Annotated in this window: 20 protein-coding genes and 1 tRNA gene; 10 read left to right on the forward strand and 11 right to left on the reverse strand. The window is 67.7% G+C overall.

What is annotated here, in order from left to right; translation table 11 throughout:
• Window positions 1-11: 11 nt before the first annotated feature.
• Window positions 12-1,220: a UbiH/UbiF family hydroxylase gene (locus tag BM353_RS05555; protein ID WP_425439391.1), complete on the reverse strand. Its 1,209-nt coding sequence runs from the start codon at window positions 1,218-1,220 to the stop codon at window positions 12-14.
• A gap of 42 nt (window positions 1,221-1,262) precedes the next feature.
• A complete protein-coding gene (locus tag BM353_RS05560) occupies window positions 1,263-1,907 on the reverse strand; it encodes a pyrimidine 5'-nucleotidase (RefSeq protein WP_092077631.1) in 645 nt (214 codons plus the stop codon).
• 101 nt (window positions 1,908-2,008) lie between these two features.
• Here BM353_RS05560 and BM353_RS05565 point away from each other — a divergent pair, with 101 nt between their 5' ends.
• Window positions 2,009-2,653 (forward strand): GntR family transcriptional regulator, encoded by a 645-nt coding sequence (locus BM353_RS05565; protein ID WP_092077634.1) that lies wholly within the window; start codon window positions 2,009-2,011, stop codon window positions 2,651-2,653.
• An 11-nt stretch (window positions 2,654-2,664) separates the two neighbouring features.
• Here the strand turns inward: BM353_RS05565 and BM353_RS05570 are convergent, their stop codons facing one another.
• Together BM353_RS05570 and carA are read right to left on the reverse strand one after the other, a co-directional pair.
• On the reverse strand, window positions 2,665-4,533 hold the full coding sequence (locus BM353_RS05570; RefSeq protein WP_092077637.1) for a glycosyltransferase family 2 protein: 1,869 nt from the start codon (window positions 4,531-4,533) through the stop codon (window positions 2,665-2,667).
• A 95-nt stretch (window positions 4,534-4,628) separates the two neighbouring features.
• Window positions 4,629-5,786 (reverse strand): glutamine-hydrolyzing carbamoyl-phosphate synthase small subunit, encoded by a 1,158-nt coding sequence (gene carA, locus BM353_RS05575; RefSeq protein WP_092077640.1) that lies wholly within the window; start codon window positions 5,784-5,786, stop codon window positions 4,629-4,631.
• A 180-nt stretch (window positions 5,787-5,966) separates the two neighbouring features.
• Between carA and BM353_RS05580 the strand changes: the two genes are divergently transcribed.
• Complete coding sequence (locus BM353_RS05580; protein ID WP_092077643.1) at window positions 5,967-6,425, forward strand: GatB/YqeY domain-containing protein; 459 nt, start codon at window positions 5,967-5,969, stop codon at window positions 6,423-6,425.
• Between the two features lie 326 nt (window positions 6,426-6,751).
• Window positions 6,752-8,077 (forward strand): DEAD/DEAH box helicase, encoded by a 1,326-nt coding sequence (locus tag BM353_RS05585; protein ID WP_092077646.1) that lies wholly within the window; start codon window positions 6,752-6,754, stop codon window positions 8,075-8,077.
• Here BM353_RS05585 and BM353_RS05590 read toward each other — a convergent pair.
• The 3 genes from BM353_RS05590 to lipB all read right to left on the reverse strand — a co-directional run bounded on the left by BM353_RS05590 (window position 8,074) and on the right by lipB (window position 11,697).
• Window positions 8,074-8,580, reverse strand: coding sequence for a DUF2244 domain-containing protein (locus BM353_RS05590; RefSeq protein ID WP_092077649.1), 507 nt, complete (start codon window positions 8,578-8,580; stop codon window positions 8,074-8,076). The genes BM353_RS05585 and BM353_RS05590 overlap by 4 nt on opposite strands.
• A gap of 330 nt (window positions 8,581-8,910) precedes the next feature.
• Window positions 8,911-10,584, reverse strand: a complete 1,674-nt coding sequence (ctaD, locus tag BM353_RS05595; protein WP_092077652.1) for a cytochrome c oxidase subunit I — start codon at window positions 10,582-10,584, stop codon at window positions 8,911-8,913.
• A gap of 417 nt (window positions 10,585-11,001) precedes the next feature.
• Window positions 11,002-11,697: a lipoyl(octanoyl) transferase LipB gene (gene lipB, locus BM353_RS05600; RefSeq protein WP_281248111.1), complete on the reverse strand. Its 696-nt coding sequence runs from the start codon at window positions 11,695-11,697 to the stop codon at window positions 11,002-11,004.
• Between the two features lie 163 nt (window positions 11,698-11,860).
• Here lipB and BM353_RS05605 point away from each other — a divergent pair.
• From BM353_RS05605 to cueR, 4 genes are all read left to right on the forward strand, one after another.
• Window positions 11,861-11,947 (forward strand) — tRNA-Leu (locus BM353_RS05605).
• A 243-nt stretch (window positions 11,948-12,190) separates the two neighbouring features.
• Window positions 12,191-13,138 carry a hypothetical protein gene (locus tag BM353_RS05610; protein ID WP_092077656.1) on the forward strand — a complete coding sequence of 316 codons (948 nt, stop codon included), beginning with the start codon at window positions 12,191-12,193 and terminating at the stop codon, window positions 13,136-13,138.
• Window positions 13,139-13,219: 81 nt separating this feature from the next.
• Complete coding sequence (locus BM353_RS05615; RefSeq protein ID WP_092077659.1) at window positions 13,220-15,697, forward strand: heavy metal translocating P-type ATPase; 2,478 nt, start codon at window positions 13,220-13,222, stop codon at window positions 15,695-15,697.
• A complete protein-coding gene (cueR, locus tag BM353_RS05620; protein WP_092077662.1) occupies window positions 15,694-16,077 on the forward strand; it encodes a Cu(I)-responsive transcriptional regulator in 384 nt (127 codons plus the stop codon). Before BM353_RS05615 ends, cueR begins: the two co-directional genes overlap by 4 nt.
• 10 nt (window positions 16,078-16,087) lie before the next feature.
• Here the strand turns inward: cueR and BM353_RS05625 are convergent, their stop codons facing one another.
• The 4 genes from BM353_RS05625 to BM353_RS05640 form a co-directional block, all read right to left on the reverse strand.
• Window positions 16,088-17,398, reverse strand: coding sequence for an FtsX-like permease family protein (locus tag BM353_RS05625; protein ID WP_143104105.1), 1,311 nt, complete (start codon window positions 17,396-17,398; stop codon window positions 16,088-16,090).
• Window positions 17,391-18,083 (reverse strand): ABC transporter ATP-binding protein, encoded by a 693-nt coding sequence (locus BM353_RS05630; protein ID WP_092077665.1) that lies wholly within the window; start codon window positions 18,081-18,083, stop codon window positions 17,391-17,393. Before BM353_RS05630 ends, BM353_RS05625 begins: the two co-directional genes overlap by 8 nt.
• Window positions 18,084-18,094: 11 nt before the next feature.
• Complete coding sequence (locus BM353_RS05635; protein WP_092077668.1) at window positions 18,095-18,544, reverse strand: hypothetical protein; 450 nt, start codon at window positions 18,542-18,544, stop codon at window positions 18,095-18,097.
• 95 nt (window positions 18,545-18,639) lie between these two features.
• On the reverse strand, window positions 18,640-20,121 hold the full coding sequence (locus BM353_RS05640; RefSeq protein ID WP_092077671.1) for an alkaline phosphatase: 1,482 nt from the start codon (window positions 20,119-20,121) through the stop codon (window positions 18,640-18,642).
• A 351-nt stretch (window positions 20,122-20,472) separates the two neighbouring features.
• On the opposite strand from BM353_RS05640, the gene acuI reads away from it, so the two are divergent.
• From acuI to BM353_RS05655, 3 genes are all read left to right on the forward strand, one after another.
• Window positions 20,473-21,456 (forward strand): acryloyl-CoA reductase, encoded by a 984-nt coding sequence (acuI, locus tag BM353_RS05645; protein ID WP_092077674.1) that lies wholly within the window; start codon window positions 20,473-20,475, stop codon window positions 21,454-21,456.
• Window positions 21,457-21,518: 62 nt separating this feature from the next.
• On the forward strand, window positions 21,519-22,235 hold the full coding sequence (locus BM353_RS05650) for an RlmE family RNA methyltransferase (protein ID WP_092077677.1): 717 nt from the start codon (window positions 21,519-21,521) through the stop codon (window positions 22,233-22,235).
• A 142-nt stretch (window positions 22,236-22,377) separates the two neighbouring features.
• A complete protein-coding gene (locus BM353_RS05655) occupies window positions 22,378-24,792 on the forward strand; it encodes a glycogen/starch/alpha-glucan phosphorylase (protein WP_092078457.1) in 2,415 nt (804 codons plus the stop codon).
• Window positions 24,793-24,803: the final 11 nt, after the last annotated feature.

A 24,803-nucleotide genomic window follows, 5' to 3' on the forward strand; every position in this document is an offset into this window, starting at 1 on the left:
GCCTCGGCGGGTCAGTCCCGGCCCGAGGCGCCCAGCCCCAGCCGCATCAGCCGCCGCCGCAGCGGGCTGATCTCGAACACCCGGTCGAGCACGAAGGCGCGCGCGGCGCGCAGCGGCTCCGGCGTGGCCATCGAGGCGCGGTTGAGCATGTCGATCCCGGCGATCCGGCGGCGAATATCGGGCAGGCGCGCGCGGGAGTACGCCGCGAGCATGGCAGCATCGCCCAGCCCCTCGGGCCGGGCCTCGGCCAGGGTGAGCAGCGTGTCGAGATCGGCGAGCGACATGTTGAGCCCCTGCGCACCGATCGGCGGGACGACATGAGCGGCCTCGGCCACGAGCGCGAGCCGTTCGCCGGTGATCTCTTCGGCCACCTGGCTGATGATCGGCCAGACGGAGCGGCGCGACGCAAGCGTCAGCGGCCCGAGAATTTCGCAGGAGCGCGCGGTTGCCTCGGCCTCGAACGCCGTTGTCTCCAGCGCGGCCAGCCGTTCCGCCTCGGGCCCGCGTTCCATCCAGACCACCGCGCTCGCGGGCCGGCCGTCCCGGTCGGGCAGGGGCACGAGCGTGAAGGGCCCGCCGCTGAGATGCACCTCGGTCGAGACGTTTTCGTGCGGCGTCGGGTGGGTCACGGTGAAGGCGAGGGCGCGCTGTCCGTAGCGGATCGTCCGGGCCTTAATCCCCGCCGCCGCCCGCATGGGCGAGCCGCGCCCGTCGGCGGCGATCACCAGCCGCGCGCGGACAAAGCGCCCGTCGCTGAGGCCCACCGTCGCCTCGCCCTCGCGGGTCAGAAGTGTGCGCGTGCCGACGCCGGTCTCATGGGTGACACTGGCGCTGTTCTTCAGGGCCGCGGCAAATTCGCGTCGTAACAGCCAGTTCGGCAGGTTCCAGCCAAAGGGCAGACCGCCCAGCTCGCCCGCATCGAAATCCCGCTGCACCGGGCCGCGCGCGCCCTCGCGCCCCGCATCGAGGATGCGCATCACCCGCAGCAGCGCGGCGTCGCCCGCCAGCCGCTCCCACAGCCCCGCGCGGGCCAGAAACCCCTGCGCTGGCTGGAGAAACGCCGTCGAGCGCATGTCCGCGCCGGCGGCCTCGCGCTCCGTCACCGGCGGAGCCGGGTCGACGCAGATCACGGAGAACCCCGCGCGCCCGAAAGCGGCCGCGGCGGCCATCCCGGCGATGCCGCCGCCGGAGACGAGGATATCGGTGTGGATCATGCTCATGCGCTGCAATCTATCGGTCTGCCGCGCCGGGGCAAGGCGCGCTCAGACAAGCTGCGCCAGAAACCGCGTGAGATCGTCGGTATGGTGGTGAATATGCGCCTCGCCCGTGCCCGCCTCGGCCACGTGAACGGTGCGCATCCCGAGCGCGTGGGGCACCACGAGATTGCGCGGATCGTCTTCGAACATGGCCGCCGTCTCGCCCGCGACGCCATCCTTGGCAAAGACCGTGTCGAAGGCCGCACGCTCCGGTTTGGGCAGGAAATCGGCATGTTCGACCCCGTAGACCGCGTCGAAAAGCCCGTCGAGCCCCCGCGCGGCGAGCACATTCATCGCATAGGGCGCGCAGCCGTTGGTATAGACAATCTTGCGTCCGGGCAGGGCGCGGATGTGATCGGCCAGCGCCGCGTCGCGCTCCAGCCCGCTGAAATCGATGTCATGCACAACCGTGAGATAGGGCGCCGGATCGACGCCGTGTTCGCGCATGAGACCCGCCAGCGTGGTGCCGTAGTCGCGCCAATAATCGCGCCGCAACCGGTCGGCCTCGGCCTCCGTGACGCCCACGGCCTCCATGACGAAAGCCGTCATCCGGACTTCGATCTGGTCGAAAAGCCGGGCCGAGGGCGGGTAGAGCGTGTTGTCGAGGTCAAAGACCCAGTGACGTACATGGGAGAGGCTGTCGCGTGGCATGGGGGATGCCTACCCGTCGGCGCGCAATGTGGCAATGGGTCGGCCTTGATTTCCGGGCGGGGCGCGGCCTAGGGTCCGCGAAATCACGGGAAGGACTGAAGATGAAACCTGCGCCGTCACCGCAGAAGGATGCCTATTCGCTGGTGCTCGAGGCGATTGATCTGGGGCTCTACAAGCCGGGGGACCGGTTGGTCGAGAGCGAGCTGGCCGAGCGGTTCGGGGTCTCGCGCACGCCGATCCGGGAGGCGCTCCAACGGCTGGAGACGCAATCGCTGCTGACGCGGGATGGGCGGAGCTTGATCGTGGCCTCGCTCGATCACAACCAGCTGGCAGAGCTTTACGTCGTGCGCTCCGAGCTTGAGGGGCTGGCGGCGCGGCTGGCGGCGCAACATGCCACGGAAGAGGAGGTGCGCGTGCTGCGTGACATGCTCGATTCGGACCGGCTTCTGGCCAAGGATCCGGCGGCGCTCGCGCGCACCAACCGGCGGTTTCACAAGATGGTCCACCTTGCGTCACACAACCGCTATCTGGTGCAGCAGCTCGACCTTGTCTACCGCTCCATGGCGCTCATGGCGACAACGTCGCTCTCAAGCGAGGGGCGCGCCGAGATCGCGCTGGCTGAGCATGACGAGATCGTTCAGGCCATTGAAAAGCGCGATTCGGATCGGGCCTACGCGGCGCTTAAATCACATATTTCAAAGGCTTATGTGACGCGGCTCAAGTCTGACGCTGAAGCCGCGGAATAGCGCTGCGGGGGTCACTCCGGTCCGGGCTGGGAATGGCCGTGTTCGGTCTTGTCCCAGAAGAACGGGCGCGCGATGAGCTCGTAGAGCCCCTTGTAGGCGGCGAGTGTGGCCAGCGGGAAGTAGAGCATCATCCCCGGCGTCCACTTCATCAGGTGGCGGTGGCGCTCGCCCCGCACGGCGAAGCTTGAGACGGCCACGCCCACCAGCTCCATCGCGAGAAACCCCGCCCCGATCAGCAGCGTGCCTTCAGTGGAGAGGACCGGTGTGAGCGGGTGGGGCGCGCCGAGGAGCACCAACCAGAAGGACCACAGGACCGGCGCGAAGAGGAAGCCCACGATGGAAGTCAGAAAGAAGATCTGGAAGCCGAAGAAGCGCCAAGCGCCGAGTTGACGAAAGAGCGTCCAGGGCCGGCGCATGTGGACCGCATAGGTCGCCATGTAGCCCTTGAGCCAGCGCGAGCGTTGCCGCACCCAAGGCCAGGCGCGGCAGTTCGCCTCCTCCATCGTGACCGTGTCGATCAGCTCCGTCCGGTAGCCGTGGCGCGCGAGACGGATTCCCAGATCGGCGTCCTCTGTGACGTTGTGGGCATCCCACCCGCCGAAGCGTTCGAGAATTTTCCGCTGGAAAAACAGTGTCGTACCGCCCAGTGGGATCGGAAAGCCCAGCCGCGCGATGCCCGGCAGGAAGACGCGGAACCAGGTGGCATATTCGATCGCGAAGCAGCGCGCCATCCAGTTGTGGCGGGCGTTGTAGTAGTCCAGCACACCTTGCAGGCAGACCACGTCCCAAGGCGCATCGCGGAAGCGCCGGGCGACCTTTTCGAGCTGGTCCGGGGCGGGGGCGTCCTCGGCGTCATAGATGCCGACGATCTCGCCGCGGCAGAAATCCAACGCGTAGTTGAGCGCGCGCGGCTTGGTTTGCGGGTGGCCCGGCGGGACGACGATGGTGCGGTACCAGACCGGCAGCTGGCTCTTGGCGAGGGCGTCGCGAGTCAGGCTGTCGCCCTCTTCGACGACGAGCAGGATGTCGAGCAGATGGCGCGGATAGTCGAGCCGGTCGAGCCGTTTGACAAGGACCTCGGCCACCGATTGCTCGCGGTGCAGCGGCACGAGGATCGAGATCGTCGGGCGTTTCCAACCCGGCGGCCCCTTGGGGAAGCTCTCGCGGCGCCGGCTCGTGAGCGCGGCGGTGAAGGCGGCGATCTTGAGCAGAGTCGAGAACAGAAGCGAGACCGAGGCGACGGAGGCGAGGGCAGTGAAGGTGATGACCGGCTGATAGACCAGCGCGGCGATAAGCGCGCCGACGGTGATCGCGGCGAAGAGCCCGGCGAAGCGGCTGTTGTCCTGCATCGTGCGGCAGGAGACCTCTTCGGGCACGCGCGTTTCGGCCCGGCGCGCGAGGGTCTCGCCGCAAAACCGGCGCAGCACTTCTTCGAGCGTGGTGACGGGCGTGACGGCGAGGATCGCGGGTTTGAGATCGTCGGGCAGGGCCTCCAGGATCGCCTCCAGCCGTTCGGGGTAGGCGGTGGCGATCACCGTGAGCCCGCCGACGCGCGACCACGGCACGAAGCCGACCTTCTGCATGACGCTCGGATCCACCCGTTCGATCAGCCGGGGCATGGGCGCGCCGCCCGCAAGATCCACGTATTGCGCTGATTTCTGAAGAGAAAGCGCGCGGTACAGCTCGGCTTCGGTGATCAGCCCGAGGGCAACGAGCACATCGCCGAGCTTGGCATTGTCGGATTTCTGAACCTTGATCGCGCGGGTCAACTCACCGTTGCTGATCAGCCCCTGGCTCACAAGGATTTCGCCAAGGCGCACATGCGCCCGGTCCGATACGAGCGGCTCAGCCGTTTCCAATCTGAGGGAAGCGTCCGACATGCCCCATCCTTGACCCAAGTGCCTCGGCACTCTGGGCGAATTGGGTTAATGCGGGGTAAAAACCTCCCCAATTTCGGGGAGGTCCGGGGCCCTCCTCAGGCGCGCTCGGCCATCGCCGCGGCGAAGCGCTCGAAGAGGTAATAGCTGTCCTGCGGGCCCGGGCTCGCCTCCGGGTGGTACTGGACCGAAAACACCGGCCGGTCGGCCACGCGGATGCCGCAGTTGGAGCCATCGAAGAGCGACACATGCGTCTCGATCACACCCTCGGGCAGGGTCTGGCTGTCGACGGTGAAGCCGTGGTTCATTGAGGTGATCTCGACCTTGCCGGTCTCGTTGTCGCGCACCGGGTGGTTGGCGCCGTGGTGGCCGTGGTTCATCTTGACCGTGTGGGCCCCGAGGGCGCGGGCAAGCATTTGATGCCCAAGGCAAATCCCGAAGACAGGCAGGTCCGTCTCGTCAAGCAGCTCGCGGATCATCGGCACCGCGTATTCCCCCGTTGCCGCCGGATCGCCGGGGCCGTTGGAAAGGAAAATCCCGTCCGGGTTCTGGGCCAGCACATCCTCGGCGGTGGAGGTCGCGGGCATTACGGTCACCTCGCAGCCAGCGCTGGCGAGGCAGCGCAGGATGTTGCGCTTGGCGCCGTAATCGAGCGCGACGACCTTGAACCGGGCCTCGGTCTGGGGCGCGTAACCCTCGGGCCAGGCCCAGCGTTTTTCATTCCACGCATAGCTCTGGGTGCAGCTCACGTCCCGCGCGAGATCCCGGCCCACGAGCCCCGGGAAGGCCCGCGCGCGCGCCACCAGCGCCTCGATGTCGAAGACACCGTCGGGATTGTGCTCCAGCGCCACATGCGGCGCGCCCTGTTGGCGGATCGCGCGGGTCAGGCGCCGGGTGTCGACCCCGCCGATGGCGATGCGCCCCCGCTTGGCAAGCCAGTCCGAGAGCGGCTCTGCGGCGCGCCAGTTCGACGGCTCCGTCGGATCCCACTTCACGACCATCCCCGAAGCGACCGGGTCCATCGCCTCGTCATCCTCGGGGGTCACCCCGACGTTGCCGACATGCGGGAAGGTGAAGGTCACGATCTGGCCGGCGTAGGACGGATCGGTCATGATCTCCTGATAGCCGGTCATGGCGGTGTTGAAGCACAGCTCCGCCTCGGTCGAGCCCTCGGCCCCGAAGCCGCGGCCGTAGAAGATCGTCCCGTCTGCGAGGGCAAGGCAGGCGGTTGGGTGTGTCCCGGCGGAGTGGGTCATCGCGCGACTCTCTGACTGTGGTTAAATCCCGCCGAAAGTAGGGACGGGCCCGGCTGAGGTCAAGTGTGCGGCCGGAAATTAAACCCGTTTGATACCAATGACTTGCCGCAACGCCCTGGACTTGCTTCGGGCCGGGCAATTCGGTATCAAGGCGGCTTTGGACCATTGGGGATTGGGGCCATGACCATTCGTGAGAAGATTTCGGCGGCGCTGAAGTCGGCGATGAAGAACAAGGAGGCCGACAAGCTGGCCACCTTGCGGCTGATCAATGCCGCGATCAAGGATCGCGAGATCGCCCTGCGCGGCGGCGATGACGAGACCGAGATCAGCGATGCCGATGTGCTCGCGATCCTCGGCAAGATGGTCAAGCAGCGCAACGAGAGCGCGCGGGCCTATGAAGAGGGCGGGCGGCTGGAGCTGGCGGAACGCGAGCGCTCGGAGATCGCCGTCATCGAGGATTTCCTGCCGCGTCAGCTCACCGATGAGGAGATCGCGGCGGCCGTGGACGCAGCGGTGGCCGAGACCGGCGCGAGCTCGATCCGCGACATGGGCAAGGTAATGGGCGCGCTCAAGAGCAAATACACCGGGCGGATCGACTTCGCCAAGGTCGGGCCACTGGTCAAGGACCGGCTGAGCTAGGACCCACCATCGATACTCAAGCCCGGCGCTCGCGCTATGGCCGGGCTTGACATGTGATCCCGATCCTATAGATGAGGGTCATGCTGCGCTGCCGCGTGAGGGTCACGTGCCGGGCGATTGTCTGGCACGACAGCGCAAACCAAGTTCCCATCACGCAGGGTTCTCAAGGGCGGGTCTGACCGTCAGAGACATGGGTCAGGGGGGCAACCTTCTGAACAGTTTTCTGATGGGCCGGGATGCCGCTGAACCCAAATGACGGGCCGCCACGATGGCGGGCCCGCGTTATTCGGTGCGACTTTGATGGCGCGCCATTGAAAGGACATCTATTGTCAGACTTCCAGACGCTCGGGCTTGCCCCGGCGATCACGCGTTCTCTTGAAGAAGCGGGTCTCAAGGACCCGACGCCGATCCAGGCCCAGGCTATTCCCCATGCGCTCGAAGGCCACGATATTCTCGGCCTCGCCCAAACCGGTACCGGCAAGACGCTGGCCTTCAGCCTGCCGATGATTCACCGCCTCACCGAAATGCCCGGCAAGCCCGCGCCGAAATCGGTCAAGGCCCTGGTGCTTGCGCCGACGCGCGAGCTGGTCAACCAGATCGCTGAAAACCTGCGCCCGATGGTCAAGCACACGCGGCTGCGGGTGACGACGGTTGTCGGCGGCCAGTCGATCAGCCGCCAGATCAATACGCTCGCACGCGGGATCGATATCCTCGTCGCGACGCCGGGCCGGCTCATTGACCTGATGGATCGCGGCGCGGTTGATCTCTCGACCGTGCAGTTCCTCGTGCTCGACGAGGCCGACCAGATGCTCGACATGGGCTTCATCCACGCGCTGCGCCGGATCGCGCCGCAACTGGGCCAGCCGCGCCAAACGATGCTTTTCTCGGCGACCATGCCCAAGCAGCTTGAGAGCCTGAGCGCGAGCTACCTCACCGATCCGCGCCGGATTCAGGTCGCGCCTCCGGGCAAGACGGCCGATGCGGTCGATCAATCGGTGGTCTTCCTGCCCAAAGCGGAGAAGGGCGCCAAGCTGCGCGAGATCCTCGCCGCCGAGCCCGAGGCGCTCACGCTCGTCTTCTCGCGCACCAAGCACGGTGCGGAGCGGATGAAGAATCAGCTTGTCGCCGAAGGCGTCAAGGCCGACAGCGTCCATGGCAACAAGAGCCAGGGCCAGCGCGACCGGGCGATCAAGGCCTTCCGCGCAGGCACGGTGACGGTGCTGGTGGCGACGGATGTGGCGGCGCGCGGGATCGACATTCCCGGCGTGTCCTACGTGATCAACTATGATCTGCCCAACGTGCCGGAGGCCTATGTCCACCGGATCGGGCGCACGGCGCGCGCAGGCCGTGACGGCACGGCGATTTCCTTCTGCAGCCCCGATGAACGGCCGCTGCTGCGCGATATCGAACGGCTCATCAAGCGCCGGTTCAGCGATGATGCGGGCCATGATGACAGTCAGCACGCGGAAGCAGGCGCGCCGAAAGGCAAGCCCAAGCATCGTCGTGGCGGCCAGGGCAAACCGCGCTCGGCGCAAGGCAAACCGCGCGGCGGGCAGGGCGACGCAGGCGCCAACCGCGCCGGCGGCAAGCCGGGTGGCCGGCGTCGCCGGTCGCGCAGCGGGGGCGGCACGTCCAGCCCCGCGGCGGCTTAAGCCTCGGGCATCGGGGGGCGGGTGGCGCGCGCAAGCGCCTCGCAAAGCTCCCCGTAAAGCACCAAGCGTTCGGGCGCCGACAGGAAGCGCCCGAGCTCGACCTCTCGCGGACCATCCCCTTTCAGAGTGATATATTGCGCGACGGGCCCGCCTTGGGCGTGGATCGCGGCGCGTGTCCAGAACGGGTTGGCCTGCCAATGCTGCGACGGCCCGCGCGGGTTGTGGCGCACAAGCTCCACCGCGTCGGGGCTGATGGTCAGCTCCTCGACGATCCGCGCGTCCCGGTCGCTCCGCCGTAACCCGAACCAGAGCGCGGCGATGGTGAGCATCAGAAACGGCAGGAGCGCCCAGAGCACCGGGCTGCCCAGCACCGCCAGCAGCGGCAGCAGCAAAAGCCCCGCCGTGGCGCCGATCATCACCGCAAATCCCCGGTTCGACAGCGAGCGATAGGGCCAGGCCGCCAATCGCCGCGTCCCGTGTTCCTCTGTCCAGGTGTAGGGCATGCGTCTCTCCTTGCAGTCCAAGGATAGGTGCGGCGCCGCAAAAGAAAAGTGGCAAGCGCCGGCATGCCCTTTGCAGAGTCGCAGGGCGCGCCCTCAACGGTGGTTGCGCCATCGCCGATCGCTCATGCCGAGCGGGCGCGTCGCGGGCGTTTGCCGGGGTGCCCCGTTTGATGCAAAGACCAGAAGCACCGGGGCGCATTATCGCCCGTCGGGCCGCGTGATGGCCTCAGATGCCCCAAGGCAGTGATCGGGCGGCGCGCGCCGCAGCCCCCATGAAAAAAGGCCCGGAGATCTCCGGGCCTTTTGTCGTTTCTGGCTATGGCGCGCGGCTTAGTGCGCCGGGTGCTTGTCCCAGTCTTCCTGCTTCGGGAGCTGCTCGAACGTGTGCTCCGGCGGCGGGGAGGGCAGGGTCCATTCCAGCGTATCAGCGTATTCGTTCCAGGGGTTGGCCACGGTGCTGCGCGTGCCGTAGCGCAGGGTGTAGACCATCACCCCGATGAAGAAGAGGAACGAGGCGAAGCTCAGGAAGGCGCCGAGGGAGGAGTAGAAGTTCCACGTGGCGAAGGCTTCGGGATAGTCGATGTAACGGCGCGGCATGCCCTGACGGCCCAGGAAGTGCTGGGGGAAGAAGGTCAGGTTGGCGCCGATGAACATCGCCCAGAAGTGCAGCTTGCCGGCCCATTCGGGATACATCCGGCCCGACATCTTCGGCAGGTAGAAGTAGATCCCCGCGAAGATGCAGAAAATGGCTCCGAGCGACATCACGTAGTGGAAGTGCGCCACGACGTAGTAGGTGTCGTGATAGGCCCGGTCGACGCCCGCTTGCGAGAGCACGATCCCGGTCACGCCGCCCACGGTGAAGAGGAACAGGAAGCCGAAGGCCCAGAGCATCGGAGTCTTGAACTCGATCGAGCCACCCCACATCGTCGCGATCCAGGAGAAGATCTTCACCCCTGTCGGCACCGCGATGACCATGGTGGCGAGCATGAAGTAGGTCTGCTGCCGGAGCGACATGCCCACGGTATACATGTGGTGCGCCCAGACGACGAAGCCGAGGACCCCGATCGCCACCAGCGCGTAGACCATCGGCAGGTAGCCGAAGATGGGCTTGCGCGAGAAGGTCGCGATCACGTGGGAGATGATGCCGAAACCGGGCAGGATGATGATGTAGACTTCCGGGTGCCCGAAGAACCACAGGATGTGCTGGTAGAGGATCGGATCGCCGCCACCTGCGGGATCGAAGAAGGTCGTCCCGAAGTTGCGGTCGGTCAGCAGCATGGTGATCGCGCCGGCGAGCACGGGCAGCGCCAGAAGGATGAGCCATGCCGTCACGAAGATCGACCAGGAGAAGAGCGGCACCTTGTGCAGCGTCATGCCCGGGGCGCGCATGTTGAGGAAGGTCGTGATCATGTTGATCGCGCCGAGGATCGACGAGGCGCCCGAGACGTGGACCGCGAAGATCGCGAGATCCATCGACATGCCGGCCTCGGAGGTCGAGAGCGGCGGGTAGAGCACCCAGCCCACGCCCGAGCCGAGCTGGCCGTTGCCGCCGGGGGCGAGGATCGAGGCCACGCCGAGCGATGTCCCGGCGAAATACAGCCAGAAGCTCAGGTTGTTGAGCCGCGGGAAGGCCATGTCCGGTGCGCCGATCTGGAGCGGCATGAAGTAGTTGCCGAAGCCCCCGAAGAGCGCCGGAATCACCACGAAGAACATCATCAGCACGCCGTGATAGGTGATCATGACGTTCCACAGATGACCGTTGGGCGTGCATTGCTCGACCGTGGTCGGGAACAGGCGCGCACCTTCTTCGCACATGAATTGCACGCCGGGGTGCATCAGCTCCATCCGCATGTACACGGTGAAGGCGACGGAGATGAATCCGACGATTCCCGCGACAAAGAGATAGAGGATCCCGATGTCCTTGTGGTTGGTTGACATGAACCAACGGGTGAAGAAATCGCGCTGATCTTCGTGTTCGTGGCCGTGAATGGCTGCGTCCGCCATGCCTTGCCTCCTAGGTAGCAGTTACACGGCTCAAGGGGCGGGCCCTGATCCGTTCTTCACCTCGTTCTAGTTTGCGCGGGCGGGATGGGCAATGTCCGCTTTTGCCGCAGGTTGATTATTTTTGGGGTGTCGGGGAGCGGAGGTATCCCGTATCGAACCCTCGCCTTTGTATCTGATGGGATTTGCACCAGCCCGGAGCAAGGCCCGGAGGGCCGCCGGGCCAGCGCCTGCCCGTCCCGGCGGGCTGGCGCTTTGGTTGGGGTCGGAGAGACCTTGGAGCGTAGATGAATCTGGCCACATAAAGCGCGCCCGCTCAATCGTTGGCGGCGCCATCCCTCGGGCAGGCGCTCGCCCGGCTTCGCGCGGGGGCCGCCACAATGTTCTCAGAAGTCGGCCGAAGTTCTGTTCAGCAGTGCATCAGGGCAGGGAAGAAGTGTCGCCAAAAACGCTCGTAAAATTGCGTCGCAGCGCGTTGTCGAGGTCTTCCATCGTCACCGGCAGGCCCAGATCCACGAGGCTGGTGACGCCGTGATCGCGGATGCCGCAGGGAACGATTCCGTCGAAATGCTCCAGATCGGGTTCCACGTTGATGGAAATGCCATGGAAACTCACCCATTTGCGCAGGCGAATCCCGATGGCCGCGATCTTGTCCTCGCGCGTCTCGCCCGACGGCAGGGCCGGTTTGTCGGGCCGCGCGATCCAGACGCCAACGCGCCCTTCGCGAATCTCGCCGCGCAGGTTGAACTCCGCCAGCGTCGCGATGACCCAGCCCTCAAGCTGCTCCACGAATGCGCGCACATCGCGCCCGCGCTTGGTGAGATCGAGCATCACATAGGCCACGCGCTGGCCGGGCCCGTGATAGGTGTACTGCCCGCCGCGCCGCGCGGTGAACACCTCGAACCGGTCCGGATCGGTGAGATCCTCGGGCCGCGCGCTGGTCCCGGCGGTATAGAGCGGGGGGTGTTCGAGCAGCCAGACGGCCTCATCCGCGCGGCCTTCGAGGATTGCATCCACCCGCGCTTCCATCTGTGCGAGCGCCTGCGGATAGGCCACGGGGGCGGGCGAGACGATCCAGTCGACCATGCTGTCAAAGTCCTTGCTGACGTGTTGCAGACGGGGATGCCGCCAGTTGGCGCCGCTTGTCAATCGCGCCCGGGTTTCGTCTCATCCGGGGACTGCGCGGGGCGCGTTTGAGGGGAGTTCGAAAAAACCTGAAATCTGCTCTTGATGTGCCCCGATGCCTCCGTTAGAGAGCGCTTCACCAAGTCAAGGCAGTGCGGTCGTGGCGGAATTGGTAGACGCGCAGCGTTGAGGTCGCTGTGGGGTAACTCCCGTGGAAGTTCGAGTCTTCTCGACCGCACCATTCTCTCAGGTTCGAACGGCGCGGCCGTTTGATTGAGAGAGTTCGAACTCCGTTCGAACGGGCGCACCACTCTCTTTCTCAACAGTCATAATTGCGCTCTTTGTTGAGAGGCTCCCCGCCAAGGCGGCCCCCGAACTTTCGAAAAATGCTCCCAAAGTGCCGGTAGGCGCATCCCGTGTGCTTTGCTAGGTTACCCGTGTTCGGAGCGCCGCGTGGCGGCGCGGTGCAATCGGGGGGATCGACGTGCCCAGCAAGACAGTTCTTTTCGCCATTGCGGCGGTGATCGTGGGATTCGTGATCGGTGTGATTGCGCGGTCGGCGGATGACAAGAATTATGACGCGGCCATCGCGGCGTTGGAGGCGCGTGTCGACGGGCTCTCTGCAGGCGTCGATGAGATCCAGTCGGGCATGAGCGAGAGCTTCGCGGCGGTGGAATCGGGGATTTCGGAGCGGATCGGCGCGGTCGAGGCGGGCGTAAGCGCGGGGGCGCAGGCATTGTCCGAGGCGACCGGCGCTCTGCGCGGCGAGATGGCGGCGATGGGCGAGGCCACGCGCGCGGCACTGGCCGAGGCGCAGGCAGCGGCCCAGGACGCGGTGACCGCCGGTTTGGCGGCGATGAGCCCGGCGGAGACCTTGGAGGCGGCTCCCGAGACCATGCCCGAGGCAGCGACAGAGGCGACGATGGAGGCGGCGACAGAGGCAACGACAGAGGCGGTGGCCGACGCGCCCGTCTACCGCGCGGGGCAGACCGTGATGCTGGCCGACGGTGCGCTGCGGGTCTTCGTCTCGCGCGTGGATGACGGCGAAGGGCGTGTGAGCCTCGCGGTCAACGGGTTCGAGCGGGTCATGCTGGGGCAGGGGCGCGCCACCGAGGTGCGCGGCGGTGACGGGGCGGCGTGTCTGTTGTCGGTTGGCGAGGTCTCGGCGGACGGCGTGGCGCTCGCGGCGCCTTGCGGAGCCGATCGTGCGGAGCCCCGCGGGGTAACGGCGGGCAGCACCGCGCGGCTCACCGATGGGCTGCGGGTGTTCGTCTCGCGCGTCTCGGACGGCGCGGCGCGGATCGCGATCAATGGCCGGTCGCTCCAGAGCCTCTCCGTTGGCGAGGCCGCCGATGTTCCCGGCCAGCGCTGCGCCCTGCGGCTCGAAGGGATCGACCGGGGCCACGTGGACGTCTCCACCACCTGCGGCTGAGGCGCACATAAAATCGCACGCGGGCCCTTGACCTTCCCGTAACTGGAACCCCTATCTCCCACCCGAGAAAGGGGCGCCGTCATGAACAATCGTCAAACCCAGGCACCGGGTTCCCACAGCCTCGTCCTTGAGGGGCTGAGCTGCGGCGCCTGTGCCGCGCGGGCGCGCGGGGCACTCGATAAAGTTCCGGGGGTGAGCGAGGTCTCGGTCAATTTCGCCGATGGCAAAGCGCGGTTTCAGGCTGCGCCCGACGCGCTCCCGGCGGCGGCGCGGGCTCTGGCCGAGGCGGGCTATCCGGTCCGGAAGATGCAGATCCGCTTTGCCGTGCCGGACATGTCCTGCGCGTCCTGCGCCGGGCGGATCGAAGCGGCGTTGGACGGCGCGCCGGGGGTGCTTGGGGTCCACAGCAACCTCGCCCGCCGGGAGGTGACCGTCACGGCACAAGACGGCGTGGCCGCGCCCGACGATCTGCGCCAGCGGCTCGCGCAGGCCGGCTACCCGCCCGCAGAGACACCCACCGGCACGCAGCAAAACGGCGAGACAGGTAAAACCGAAGCGCAGCGCGAGGTCCACCAGGCCGCCCGCCGCGCCGCGATCGCCGCGATCCTCACCCTGCCGGTGTTCCTCATCGAGATGGGCGGCCACCTCTATGCGCCCTGGCATCACCTCATCAACCGCACCATCGGGCAACAGACAAGCTGGCTCCTGCAGGGCGCGCTGGCGCTTGCGGTGATCCTCGGGCCGGGGCGGCCGCTGTTTGCCCGCGGGATCCGGGCGCTTTGGCGCCGCGCGCCGGACATGAACAGCCTCGTCGCCCTCGGCGCGGGGGCGGCCTTCGGCTATTCGGCGGTGGCCACGGCCCTGCCGGAGCTGCTGCCCGCCTCGGCGCGCGCGGTCTACTTCGAGGCGGCGGCCGTCATCGTCACGCTCATCCTCATCGGGCGTTACCTTGAGGCGCGGGCCCGGGGCCGGACCGGGGATGCGCTGCGCGGTCTGCTCGATCTGCGCCCCCAGACGGCGCGGGTCCTTGAGGGCGCGCGGGTGGTGGAGCGGCCCTTGGGCGAGGTGGTCGAGGGCGATCTGCTCGATCTGCGCCCCGGCGCGCGGGTCCCCGTAGATGGCGTCGTGACGGAGGGCGCGAGCCAGATCGACGAGAGCATGATCTCCGGCGAGCCGCTGCCCGTGGCCAAGGCGCCGGGGGACGCGGTCATCGGCGGGACAATGAACGGGACCGGCCACCTGCGCTTTCGCGCGACCCACGTGGGCGCGGCCACGGTCCTGTCGCGGATCGTGCGGCTGGTCGATGAGGCGCAGGGCGCGCGGCTTCCGGTGCAGGCGTTGGTGGACCGGGTCACGCTCTGGTTCGTCCCGGCGGTGCTTCTGGCGGCGGTGCTGACGGTCGGCGCCTGGCTGCTCTTCGGGCCAGAGCCGCGCCTGACCCACGCGCTGATCGCGGGCGTGTCGGTCCTGATCATCGCCTGCCCCTGCGCCATGGGGCTCGCGACGCCGACCTCGATCATGGTGGGCACCGGCCGTGCGGCGGAACTCGGGGTGCTCTTCCGGCAGGGCGATGCGCTGCAACGGCTGAGCGGGGTCCACGCGGTCGCTTTCGACAAGACCGGCACGCTCACCGAAGGGCGCCCGACGGTCACCGATGTGGTGACGCTGGAGGGGCGCGGGCGCGCGGCGCTGCTCGCCTCGGTCGCGGCGCTCGAGGCCCAGTCGGAGCACCCGCTGGCCATGGCCTTTGCTGCGGCAAGCGAGGGGGCGGCGCTGCCCGAGGTCGCGGAGTTTGCCTCCGAGACCGGGCAGGGCATTCGCGGCGTTGTCGGCGGCGCGGACCTGCGCGTGGGCTCGCGCGCCTATCTCGAAGCCGCGGGCATCGCTGTGAGCGCGGCGGAGGCCGAGACCGCGGAAACCCTCGCGGCGCAAGGGAAAACCACCGTGTTCGCCGCGATGGACGGCGCCCTGGCCGGGATTATCGCCGTGGCCGATCCGATCAAGGCCAGTAGCGCGGCGGCCATGGCAGCGCTCAAGGCGCGAGGGCTGCGCACGCTCCTGCTCTCGGGCGATCAGCGCGCAACGGCGGAGGCTGTCGGCACGGCGCTCGGGGTCTCCGAGGTCCATGCCGGGATGCGCCCCGAGGACAAGCTCGCGCTGCTGCAGGAGCTGCGCAGCCAAGGCGGCGTCGCCTTCGTCGGCGACGGGATCAACGACGCCCCCGCGCTCGCGGGCGCGGATGTGGGGATCGCGCTTGGCACGGGCACGGATATCGCCATGGAGGCCGCCGATGTGGTGCTCATGTCGGGCGATCCGCTGGGCGTGGCCAACGCCTGGGAGGTCTCGCGCCAGAGCATGGCCAATATCCGCCAGAACCTCTTCTGGGCCTTTGGCTACAACGTCGCGCTGATCCCAGTGGCGGCGGGGCTCTTTTATCCGCTGACCGGGGCGATGCTCTCGCCGATGCTTGCCGCCGGGGCGATGGCGCTCTCGTCGGTCTTCGTGCTGACCAACGCGCTACGCTTGCGCCGGATCCGGGCCGTGGAGGGCATGGAATGAACATCGGAGAGGCCGCGAAATTGGTCGGGCTGCCGCCCAAGACGATCCGCTATTACGAGGAGATCGCGCTGGTCACGCCGGGGCGGGACGCCAATGGCTACCGCGCCTTTTCAGAGCCGGACCTGCACAAGCTGCGCTTTCTCGCCCGGGCCCGCGCCCTTGGGTTCTCCATCGAGGATTGCCGCGTGCTGCTCGCGCTTTACGAGGACGACACGCGCGAGAGCGCGCAGGTCCGCGCGATTGCCCAGGAGCACCTTGCGCGGATCGACGAGAAAATCGCGGGGCTCAAGGCACTGCGGGGCACGCTGGCACATCTGGTCTCGGCCTGCGCCGGAGACGACCGGCCCGATTGCCCGATCCTCGACGATCTGGGCGGCTGAGGCCGGGCGCCTAGAGCCGCAGATCCGCGATCACCGGGCGGCGGATCGTCAGCGCGGCGGGGATGAGGGCAAGGCTCAGCGTGAGGCTCACGAACCCGGCCACGAGATGCAGTTCGGGCCAGCCGAGATGGGCCGTGACCAGCACATCGGTGCGCGCGGTGATCATGCCCGACAGGATCCGCGCGGCGATCAGGCCGAGCAGCAGGCCAAGCGCCGTTCCGGCGAGGATGAGGCTGCCCGCGAAGCTCCAGGTGAGCGCGAAGATGAACCGCCGGGGCGCGCCGAGCGCGCGCAGAAGCGCCAGCCGGCGGGCGAGCAGGCGCGTGAGCATCATCAGCCCGGCCAGCACGGCGGCGGTCACGAGCACCTGCGTGAGCAGCGCCACGACGGAGAGGATCTGGCGCAGATCGCCCATGATCGCGTGGAGCCGGGAGAGCACGTTGCCGGGGAAGAAGGCCATGGTCCGCTCGGTGGTGAAGGCGCGTTGAAGCGCGTAGTTGGCCCAGAGCGAGGAGGCGCGGATCAGCACGGCGGGTGTGCCGGGAAAGCGGCTCGGATCGAAGGGGGGGCCGAGCGTGCCGTCCCAGTCGGGCCCGTGCCCGTCGGCGAGCCCGTGGACGCCCCAGACCGCCTCGACCGGCACGATCAGCGCCTTGTCCCAGGGCGAGCCGGTGCGAGGCATGCGGCCCACGACCTCATAGGCGACGTCATGCGCTTCGGCCGCATCGGCGACCCCGTGCCCGTGGGCCGGGGTGAAGCGCGCGCCGATCTCCAGCGGAACGCCCGCGCCGACGACCGCTTCCTCCGTGCTCTCAAAAAGCCGCCCCTCGGCCAGCGTTTCGGCAAGGTGGGTGACGAACTCCGCGGTGGAGCCGACGATCGGCGCGCCTTGCCAGCTGTCGCCAAAGGCGATGGGCGCGGCGAGGGCGACTTGCTCGGTGGCGGCGATTTCGGCGAAGGTCTCCCCGTCGATGAGCGGCAGGGCGGAGGGCTGAAGGTAGACCGCGGCGAGCATGGCAGTGATCTCGCTCCCGGGAGCGGCGACGATCAGGTCGAACTTGTCCGCCGCCCGGGCCGACCCCTGCCGCAGCGCGCGTTCCTGTGCGGTGATCGCCGCGCCGATGGCGACGGAGGTGGCGATCAGCAAGATGAAGACGAGGCTGAGGCCCGCATGGCGGCGCAGGAGCCCGCGCAGGAGCGGCCCGAGCCGGTAGCCGCGCAGGATCAGCGGGGCCTGCAGCAGCGCCGGGGCGAGCAGCGCAAGGGCAATCGCGCCGTCCTGCGCCCAGAGGGGGAGGCTGTGCCACAGCGCGTTAAACACGGGCGGACTCGGGGCGGAGCGCGCCGTCTTCTATATGGAGCACCCGGTCGGCGGCGGCGATGAGCGCGGGATCGTGGCTCACCGCGATCACCGTCTTGCCGCCATCGCGGGCGAGGCTCATCAGGTCGGCGACGAGCCGGTCGGCATTGGCGCGATCAAGGCTCGCGGTGGGCTCATCGGCCAGCAGGATCGGCGGATCAGTCGCCAGCGCGCGGGCGACCGCGATGCGCTGGCGCTCACCGCCCGAAAAGCTGTCCACCCGCCGCGCGCCCCGCGCGCCGAGGCCGAGCCGGGTGAGCAGCGCCTCTGAACGGGCGGCAAGCCCGGCGCGCGCGGCTTTCGGTGCATAGAGCGCGGCGAGGCTGGCGTTTTCTGCGGCGCTGAGCTCTTCGAAGAGCATGTGGTCCTGAAAGACAAAACCCAGCGTTTCGCGCCGGAAACGGGCGATGGCGGGCTCGGGCAGCGCCGCGAGATCCGTTTCGCCCCAGCGGATTTCGCCGCGCGCGGGCCGGATGAGCCCGGCGAGCGCCATGAGCAGCGTCGATTTTCCCGCGCCGGAAGGGCCGCGGATGACGGTGGCGGTGCCCGGGGCGATGGCGAGCTTCGGCAGGGTGAGCAGCGCCCGCCCGCCAGGGCTCGTCACGGCGAGATCGCGCAGGCGCAGGGGCGGCGGAGTGCGGGGCATCCGGGCGGGCCTCAGGCGATGTCGAAATGCGCACCGGTCAGGCGCACGCGGCTGAGGAACCCGGTGTCGGGGTCGCGGAAGGGGCCGAGCTCCAGAAGACCCGAGACCTCGATCTTGCGCGAGTAGGACACGGTGCGGAAGGTGCGGCGGGTGTAGATGGCGAGGATGTCGGCGGGCCAGTCGGCCTCGGTCTCGCAGAAGGGACAGACCGACATCGGCATCTTGGTCAGCACGAAAAAGGTGCTGTCGGCCTTGAGCGGCGGGGCCATGAACCCCTCGACCGTGAGCGGTTTGCCTTCGAGTCCGAGCGCGATTCCGGAGAAGCTCTTGTCCTTGTTGTAAAGCTCGCGGAGCTTGAGCGGGGCGGCCTCGGCGCGCAGGGCGCCGGGCAGGAGGCCGAGGGGCAGGGCCGTGGACAGACCGGTGCCGAGGCAGGAAGAGAGAAAATCGCGACGGAGCATGGGGCAAGCCTGAGGTGGAAAAGATCCGCAGGGAACGGCCCCCCGCGGATCGGTGATGTGGAGAGGCGGCCGGGCGCGGGGCCCGGCGGCCGTTGTTATTCGGCGGTGACGGCGTGGTGCATCACGTGGAAGAGCACGTTCTGCTCCAGCGTTCCGTCGACCAGATGCGCCCAGGGGCCCTTGGCATAGACGGCCACATCTTCGCCCGAGTGGGTCTCCGACGAGGTCGGGACGAGCGCTTGCTGGACGTAGTCCATGTCGGTGGCCTCTTCCTGGGTGAGATCGCCGCGCGCGCCGACCCAGTTCACGTCCTCGCGCAGCACCGAGCCGGAGCCGTTGAGGAAGCCGACCACGGTGTAGGGCTTGCCGTCGGCGGCGAGCAGGGGCTCGTTGCTGTGCTTGTCGCCCATCTTGGAGACGCCCATGCAAAGCCCGAGGATGTCGGAGCCGCGCCCGCAGTAGCCGTTGAAGGCGATGGCGTGCTCGTGGTCGGCGGTGACGATGATCAGCGTATCCTCGTCATTGGTCAGCTCGTCGGCGATGGCCACGGCTTCGGCAAAGGCGACGCCGTCGGTCAGGGTGCGGTAGGCGTTGCCGGCGTGGCTGGCGTGGTCGACCCGGCCCGCTTCGACTTCGAGGTAGAAGCCGTTCTCGTTCTGGCTGAGGAATTCGATCGCCTTTTTGGTGATGTCGGCCAGCGAGGGCTCGTCGTCATCGGCGCGGTCGGCCTCGTATTCCAGATGGCTGTCGTTGAAGAGCGCGAGGACGGGCGCGTCCATCGAGAGCGCGTCGAAGCCGGCGGTGTCATGGGCGAACTGCGCGCCGAAGCCTTCGGCCCGTTCGATCAGGTTGACGCCATCGGTGCGGCGGCCCTTGCTCTGGCCGACTTCGGTGCCCTCGGGCAGGAAGAAGCGCCCGCCGCCGCCCATGGCGAAGTCGATCGTGCCGGCTTCCATGGCGTCGATGAGCTGGGTCGCGATGTCCTTGGAATTGTCACAGCCCTCGGGGACGGCGCCTTCCCAGTTGCGGTTGGCGGTCTTGGCGTAGACGGCGGCGGGCGTGGCGTGGGTCAGGCGCGCGGTGGAGGCGATACCGACCGATTTGCCCATGTCCGTCACGATCTCGGAGAATGTCGTGAGCGTGTTGCCCGCTTCGGTGGTGCAATCGTCGTGAATGCCGGATTCGCTGAGGTTGATGAGGTTGAAGCGCTGCTTCACGCCGGTGTTCATCGCGCCCGCGGTCGGGGCGCTGTCGGGCGTCTGGGCGTTGATGTTATAGGTCTTGACCAGCGCGGTGTAGAAGTCGGGTGTCTCGTAGGGCAGGACGTTTTCCTCGCCCAGCATGCCTTTTTGCTGGCCGTCGAAGAGGCGCGTTGCGTAGTTGGTGCCCACGCCGTTGCCGTCGGCGACCATGACGATCACGTTCTTGGCGGTGTTGGTGTTGGCCTTGCGCGCGAGCATCGCTTCGATGGTGGCTTGCCCTGCGGTGAACCAGTCGCTGCTGGCCTGCGGCAGATCCTGCGCGGCGACGGCAGTGCCGGCCATGGCGGCGGCGAAGGCGAGTGCGGAGGTTTTCATGAATTCTGTCCCCTGATGTCTGTCCGGCGGTTTCGTGCCGGCGGTGTGCGGCTCCTGTGGCCACGGGGCGCACTTAGGGCGGGGACTGTAATGGATATGTGTCGCCGGTGTGACGCTTGTGTAAATTTCGGCAACAAAGGCCAAAACCGCCGGGAAGGCCGGCGGTGGCGCATCTTATCGATATGTTATACTGTATCAATCCTCCGCGCGCCGCGCAACCCCTTTTTGCCGGGCCTGGCAGGCGAGGGTGCGGCGCATCGGATTGACAGTTGGGCCCGCCGCGCCATTGTGGCGCCAAGGGCTCGGCGGGCATCCGCACGAGCGGCACCTTTGAGACGAGGAGGAGGCGAGATGTTTCGGGCATTGCTGGTGGAGAAGGACGAGGACGGCCAGACGCGGGCCGGGGTCACGGAGCTGGACGAGGACCGCCTCCCGGAGGGCGACGTTACGGTCGCGGTCGAATATTCCACGCTGAACTACAAGGACGGGCTCTGCATCGGGCCGGGCGGCGGGCTGGTGCGGACCTATCCGCATGTGCCGGGGATCGATTTCGCAGGCACGGTCGAGAGCTCGGGCGACGCGCGCTACGCGCCGGGCGACAAGGTGGTGCTGACCGGTTGGCGCGTCGGGGAGAACCGCTGGGGCGGCTATGCGCAAAAGGCGCGCGTCCCCGCTGACATGCTTGTCCCGCTGCCCGAGGGGCTCAGCACGAAACAGGCGATGGCTGTCGGCACGGCGGGATTCACGGCGATGCTTGCGGTCATGGCGCTCGAGGATCACGGGATCAAGGACGGCCCGGTGCTGGTGACGGGCGCGTCGGGCGGGGTTGGCTCTGTCGCGACGGCGATCCTCGCCAAGCTCGGCCATGAGGTGGCGGGCGTGACCGGGCGGCCCGGGTCGGCGGACTATCTCACATCCCTCGGGGCGTCGCGGATCGTTGCGCGCGAGGACATCGCCGAGACGGTCAAGCGCCCGCTGGAGAGCGAGACCTGGGGCGGCTGCGTCGATGCGGTGGGCGGCGCGATGCTCGCCCGCGTTCTGGGCCAGATGCAATATGGCGCCAGCGTGGCGGCCGTGGGGCTGGCGGGGGGCGCGGCGCTCCCGGCGACGGTGGTTCCTTTCCTGCTGCGCGGGGTCAACCTTCTGGGCATCGACAGCGTGCTGCAACCCCATGACGCGCGCCTGCGTGCCTGGGGCCGGATCGCGCGGGATCTGCCGATGGACAAGCTCGAGGCGATGGTTCAGCCGGCGACGCTCGCCGATCTGCCCAGGCTCGGGGCCGATATCCTCAAGGGGCAGGTCAAGGGGCGCGTCGTGGTCGACGTCAACGCCTGACCCGCTCTGGCCGTCCTTCCCGCCATCGGGTATGGGAAGGACAGCACGAGGAGTGATCGAGAATGGCGAAACAGCCGAGCGGCAAAAACACGTCCGGACGCGGGCAACGGGATCTGACGGTCAAGGTCAAATCGGCGCGGGGGCGCAAGCTCTCCTCGACCCGGTGGCTTCAGCGCCAGCTCAACGATCCCTATGTCAAACGCGCCCAGGCCGAGGGCTATCGCGGCCGGGCGGCGTTCAAGATCATGGAGCTTGACGACAAGTACCGCTTCCTCGTGCCCGGTGCGCGGGTGGTTGATCTGGGCTGCGCGCCCGGTGGCTGGTGCCAGGTGGCGGTCGCGCGGGTCAATGCCTTGGGCGAGAAGTCCGGCAAGGCGCAGGGCCGGGTTCTTGGGGTTGATCTTCAGGAAATCGAGCCGCTCGCGGGCGCCGAGATGCACCAGCTCGATTTCATGGACGAGGGCGCCGACGAGACGGTCAAGGGCTGGCTCGGGGGCAAGGCCGATGTGGTCATGTCCGACATGGCCGCCTCCTCCTCGGGCCACAAGCAGACCGACCATTTGCGCATCATTTCGCTCTGCGAGGCCGCCGCCTATTTCTCCTTCGACGTGCTCGAAGAGGGCGGAACCTTCGTGGCCAAGGTCCTCGCGGGCGGGGCCGAGGGGGAGTTGCAAAAGCTCCTGAAGCAGAAATTCACCAAGGTGGCCAACGTCAAACCGCCGGCAAGCCGCTCCGACAGTTCGGAAAAATTCGTCGTGGCCACCGGATTTCGCGGCTGAGAAGCGCGCGGGCCGGGCGGGGACGTATCAGGTCTGACACGCCCTGCCGCTTGCAGTTTGTAAACTTCCTGCGGATAAGGGCATCCAAAGCGCTTGAACCGGGGTCGGCCCGGTGGCCGCGCGAAGCCTCGGTGCCCCGATCATGACCCAGACCCTCCACGCCGTTCCGGCCGGCGACGCCATCGATGCCACCGCCCTCAAGGCCGACGTGCTCAAGCATCTGACCTTCACCATCGGCCGCGCGCCGGAGGATGCGGCGCTTGGCGATTGGCGCATGGCGCTTTCCTTCGCGGTGCGTGACCGGATCACGGAAAGCTGGCTCGCCTCTGAGCGTGCGGCGCGGGAGGCGGGGGCCAAGCGGGTCTACTACCTCTCCCTGGAGTTCCTGATCGGGCGGCTGCTGGAGGACGCGCTGGTCAACCTCGGGCTCGCGGAAGCGGCGGAGGTGGCGCTGCGCGATCTGGGGCTCGCGCTCGGCGAGGTCGTCGCCGATGAGCCCGACGCGGCGCTCGGCAATGGCGGGCTGGGCCGGCTCGCGGCCTGTTTCATGGAATCGCTCGCCACCATCGGCTGCCCGGCGATCGGCTATGGCATCCGCTACGAACACGGGCTTTTCCGCCAGCAGTTCGAACACGGCCGGCAGGTGGAGCTTCCCGAGCTCTGGCTCGAACAACAGCACCCCTGGGAATTCGAGCGCCCCGGCTCGCGGCTGCGCGTCGGCTTCGGTGGGCATGTGCACCAGGTCGAGGGCCGCACGATCTGGCATCCGGCCGAGGAGGTCGAGGCCGAGGCTTTCGATACGCCCATCGTCGGCTGGGAGGGGCAATGGGCCAATCCGCTGCGGCTCTGGTCGGCGCGGGCGGTCTATCCCTTCGATCTCAACCGATTCAACCACGGCGATTTTCGCGGCGCGGCCGAGCCAGAGGCGCTCGCGCGCACCATCAGCCGTGTGCTCTATCCCGACGACACCACTGACGAGGGCAAGGCGCTCCGGCTCAAGCAGGAATACTTCTTCGTCGCCGCGAGCCTGGCCGACATCCTGTGCCGCTTCGAGCGCGATTTCGATGACCTCGCGCTCTTGCCCGAAAAGGTCGCGATCCAGCTCAACGATACGCATCCCGCCGTCGCGGGGCCCGAGCTTGTGCGGCTGCTGCACGACGAGCGCGGGGTGGAGTTTTCCCGCGCGGTGGAGATCGCGCGCGGCTGTCTGTCCTACACCAACCACACGCTTTTGCCCGAAGCGCTCGAAAGTTGGTCCGAGGGGCTCTTCGGCCACCTGCTGCCGCGCCATCTGGAGATCATCGAGCGGATCGACGCCGAGCACTACGGCGCCCACCCGGACCGGCCGGGCAGCATCTTCGAGCATGGCGAGATCCAGATGGGCACGCTCTCTTTCGTCATGGCCCACAAGGTCAACGGGGTCTCGGCGCTGCACACCGAGCTGATGAAGGAGACGGTCTTCGAGGGGCTGCACCAGGTGCATCCCGACCGGATCGTCAACCAGACCAATGGCGTCACGCCCCGGCGCTGGCTCAAGTCCTGCAACGCGGCGCTGTCGGATCTGATCACCGAGACGATCGGCGCGGGCTGGGTGCGGGATCTGTCGCAACTGGAACGGCTGGAGCCGCATCTCGGCGACGGCGCCTTCATCAATCGCTACGCGGCGGCCAAACGGGCGAACAAGGCGGTGTTCTCCAACTGGCTGGCCGGGGATTACGGGCTCAAGGTCGACCCCGACGCGATGTTCGACGCCCAGATCAAGCGCATCCACGAATACAAGCGCCAGCATCTCAACATCCTGCAGACGATCGCCGCATGGCAGGCGATTCACGACGATCCGCAGGCAGACTGGACACCCCGGCTCAAGATCTTCGGCGGCAAGGCCGCGCCGGGCTATCATTTCGCCAAGGACATCATCCGGCTGATCAATGACGTGGCCGCGCGGCTCAATGCCGATCCGGTGACGAGCAAATATCTTCAGGTCATCTTCCTGCCCAATTACAACGTCTCGCTCGCCGAGCGGATCATCCCGGCCTCAGACCTCTCCGAACAGATCTCGACCGCCGGCAAGGAGGCCTCGGGCACGGGCAACATGAAATTCGCCCTCAACGGCGCGTTGACCATCGGCACGCTGGATGGCGCCAACGTGGAGATCCGCGAGCAGGTGGGGCCGGAGAATTTCTTTCTCTTCGGGATGACGGCGGCCGAGGTCACCGCGCGGCGGGCGGTCCCCGATCATGCGCGGCGCGCGATCGAGGGCTCGGCCCCGCTGGCCCGCGCGCTCGGCGCCCTGCGGGACGGGACCTTTAGCCCCGATGAGCCGGGCCGCTACCACGGAATCGCCGACAACATCGCGGGCGGGGATCATTTCCTCGTGGCCTCCGATTTCGCCGCCTATCACGCGGCGCAAACCGATGTCTCCCGCGCCTATGGCGACCGCGAAACCTGGGCGCGGATGGCCGCACGCAACACCGCGCGCTCGGGCTGGTTCTCCTCGGACCGGACGATCCGCGGCTACATGGGCGAGATCTGGGGCGCGGCGCCGCTCATCGACTGAGGAAATTCCCG

It is taken from the genome of Poseidonocella sedimentorum, from assembly GCF_900116005.1.
Lineage (GTDB): Bacteria > Pseudomonadota > Alphaproteobacteria > Rhodobacterales > Rhodobacteraceae > Poseidonocella > Poseidonocella sedimentorum.